At 61.9% G+C, this 3,203-nt stretch carries 3 protein-coding genes; 1 reads left to right on the top strand and 2 read right to left on the bottom strand.

The annotated features are described in order from the left end of the window. Positions 1–101 precede the first annotated feature (101 nt). Positions 102–1,034, bottom strand: coding sequence for a hypothetical protein (locus ACOJTD_RS09050; protein ID WP_420132586.1), 933 nt, complete (start codon positions 1,032–1,034; stop codon positions 102–104). Between the two features lie 135 nt (positions 1,035–1,169). Beyond that, on the bottom strand, positions 1,170–2,201 hold the full coding sequence (locus ACOJTD_RS09045; RefSeq protein WP_420132585.1) for a hypothetical protein: 1,032 nt from the start codon (positions 2,199–2,201) through the stop codon (positions 1,170–1,172). Positions 2,202–2,823: 622 nt separating this feature from the next. On the opposite strand from ACOJTD_RS09045, the gene ACOJTD_RS09040 reads away from it, so the two are divergent. Further along, complete coding sequence (locus ACOJTD_RS09040; RefSeq protein WP_420132584.1) at positions 2,824–3,009, top strand: helix-turn-helix domain-containing protein; 186 nt, start codon at positions 2,824–2,826, stop codon at positions 3,007–3,009. Positions 3,010–3,203: the final 194 nt, after the last annotated feature.

Here is a 3,203-nt window from a genome sequence, read left to right as displayed (position 1 = left end):
AAGGCGCGCGCCGGCGCCGGCCAGATAGCCGTCGCCGCTTGCAAAGAGGCCGCGGGCGGTCCCGAAGACGACGCGGCCGACAATGGGCTGAGCCACGCCGCTCACGTGCGGATCCAGGACCACATCCGTTGCCAGCGGGTCGGGCCGGGACGGCGGCCGGTGAACTGTAGATAGAGCCAGTCGAAGAGCCGGGAGGCCGAGCCATAGTCCGGCGTGACGAGGCGGGGCATGCCCTCGCGATCTTCGATCGCGCCGACATGGAAGCGCATCATCATCGCACCCCGCGGATCGGGCCATTCCTTGTAGATCCGATAGGTCTGCGGCGCGAAGCTCGCCACAAACTCCTCGACAAGGTCGCCGCGGAACTCGGCGTGGTGCGCGAACTCCGGTTTGTAGGTCTTAAGGTAGTCGAGCGCCATTTCCGGGTCGGAGATGACAATGCCAAGCTTGGCGCGCTTGCGGATGTCCTTTCCGCCCAGATTGGCGTCGAGATAACTCATGAAGCTGGTGAACAGGTTGTCGTTCTCGTGCACCCGAGGATTGACGAGCAGCAGGATGACGAGATTCAGCCGCTCATTCGCCGCGAGATCGCGGATGACTCGGGAAAGATTGGGCTTCTGCTCGCGCGACGGGATCACCGTGCGCATCATCTCGCCCGACATCTCTAGGATCGAGAACTCCAGCGGCGTGCGGACGCCCTTCATCGGCTGCACTTCGAAGCTCAGCTCGCGGATTTCGTTCTCGCCGACCGGGGTAGATTCGGGGAACCGGCCGTGGCGCCACTCGCGTGACCATTCGGTGATCATGCGGTTGGTCTCATAATCCGCGCCCTCGCCGTGGTCGCGGCGCACGACCTCCGTCTTGTAGGGGCCGCCCTCCATCAGATAGCGCATCAGGAAACTGTGCAGCGTGGTCTTGCCCGAGCCGGGAAAGCCGAAGCTCAGAACGAAGTTCCCACTACGCTTCGCGAGTTCTTCCTTGAGATTCCCAGGCCGAACTGTCGCAAGGATAGGGCCCTCCTCATCGGCGGCCATCGGCGGCGTCCGGCGGGAGCTCCAGGGATTATTGCCCGCGACTTTGTCGAGCGGGTTGTGCGCCGGATCGTCCGGCCGCGTGCCGGCGTGGAACGGGCTTTCAGCCATGACGTCTCCTTCCTCGTCTCGCCTGGATCAGTCCAGGATCGCCGAGCGGCCGCGGGTAGCCACCGGCTTCGCGACGCGGCCCGCCTCCGGCGAGAAGGCGACGAGGGCGAAGATGACCGGGAAGATGTCCACGATGGCGGCGAGGATCAGCGATACGAAAGTGGCGAGCGGGTTCGGCATTTCGATGAAGCCGTTCTCGATTGCATAGGGCACCTCGCCGAGGCGACCAAGGGTGCGGTTGATCGGGGTATGCGCCACCAGCGGCGGCGGCAGGAGCGCATTGGCGCGGCGCTGAATCTCGGCGCTTTCCTCGGCGAGCTTGCCAAGGATGTCGAGACCCTGGTTAGCTGCTAGCGCCTGTTCCGGCGTCTGAAACGCGAGCAGCGTCGTGTCGATGTCTGCAACGAGCGCTGACAGTGCTGGATAGCTGTTGGTCGTCGAGAGCGCGTCAAAGTCACGCATGGCTGCCTGCTGCATCGCGGTGAGCCACGCTTCCACAACGGCTGGATCGCTCCCGAGCGCCGGTATGGCAGTGTCGGCGAGCGGCTTGCCGAGCAACTCCGAGATGCGGTTGAGATGCACCTGACAGCGCTCCCCGCAGCCATAACGCAGCGGATCGGTCGCCTGATCGTTCAGCCGGCTGAGCTCCCTTTCGACCTCGGCCCGGGCGCTCCGAGTCTGTGTGAAAGATGGCGTCTCGATCAAGCGCTTGCGGGTGGCAACGAGATCGTCGCGAAAGACCGCGTACTGACTGTCGAGCGCGCTGCGCACGACGTCGGCCTGCATGAAGTTGGTGTAGATGTGGGTGAAGTTCGAAATGGTGGAAAACACTGCGAAGCAGGTAAAGATGAGCAATGGCGGTAAGACGCTTGCGCCGCTCTCACGCGCGCGCTGCAACAGCGCGTCGGCGCCGAAGAGGCCGATGCCGAGAATGAAGGTGAATGGCAACGCAAGTTCGCCGAAGCTGGCCTTAAAGCCGAAATAGGAAAGGTATGAGCTGACGCCTACGCAAGCGATAACAAGGATATAGTAGATTATCCGAAAGAAATTGCTGCCCAATTCCCCTGCTCCTGTCGTCCCTTGTCGCCGTCCATACCTCGATCATCGGCGGTGGATTGTCCACCTGTGGTATAACGTGTAGCGGCGTCGCCTTCGTAAAAAGATTACGATGGTTAACGCAGTCTGTCCTCACGCAGCAAGGGATTCTTAATTGCGGTCGCGTTCGATCGACGAGAGTTTGCGAGAGGCCGCACGATGTTGCTTTCGATTTGGGCTGTCGGTGCCGTCGCCGGCCTTCTCACCGTTGCCGGCGCGCTTGCCGGGTTTGCGCCGAGCGGACGGACGGCGCGGGCTGAGCGTCTGCTGACCGCGGGCTGCGCCACGGCTGCACTCGGGCTCTGTGCTGCGTCCTTCGCCGTCGGCTGATCGGAAAGCGTGGGTTATGTCCCAGTGCTTGGTGTATGAGCGCCAGCCTTCGCAGGGTGTGAGTAGGCCTCGTATGGGGACCTTCCTGCGGGGCGCTGTAGGCGACTTATATTGCTGACAGAATCCTGAGTCAGCTGGCATCCTATGCGGCACCCATCGGGACCCCAGCTGAAGTCAAAACAGTTGTTTTGCTACCAGTGGGTTAGTCGGACGTCAGCCGGGGTCCGGGTTCAGTGCTTATTCACACCGCGAGGGCATGGCGATCGCCCGGGCCCGCTGCAAACTCAAGGGCAAACAGCTCAAGCTGAAGGAGCGCCAAGCCCAAGAACTCCGCCGCATGCACGACAGCGGCGAGCACTCCATCAGCGACCTCGCCGAGATCTTCTCGGTGTCCCGGCCCACCGTGTACTGCACTCTCAAGCGCGAACCAGTTGCCGGCTAGCGATCATAAACTGGCCGTCTTCACGAAGGGGTTGAGTTTGTCACCTCCCTCGATCACGGTCGAAATTCCTTCGCACAAGGGTAAGAGCGTTTTACAGAAACGCCTTGTGGAAAAATGTCATTGAGGAGATATTTGATGCCGGGATCGACGTTTCAGACCAATCCGGTCGACCTTTACCGGCTTCTCGACGAGTG

Source organism: Rhodopseudomonas sp. (assembly GCF_048594845.1).
GTDB lineage: Bacteria > Pseudomonadota > Alphaproteobacteria > Rhizobiales > Xanthobacteraceae > Rhodopseudomonas.
Note: the sequence above shows the minus strand (reverse complement) of the source record. Positions and strands in the feature narration are given on the sequence as shown.

Coding starts and splice junctions, on each gene's coding strand:
- ACOJTD_RS09050 (WP_420132586.1), bottom strand. CDS start 1,034: ATGGCCGCCGATGAGGAGGGCCCTATCCTTGCGACAGTTCGGCCTGGG.
- ACOJTD_RS09040 (WP_420132584.1), top strand. CDS start 2,824: ATGGCGATCGCCCGGGCCCGCTGCAAACTCAAGGGCAAACAGCTCAAG.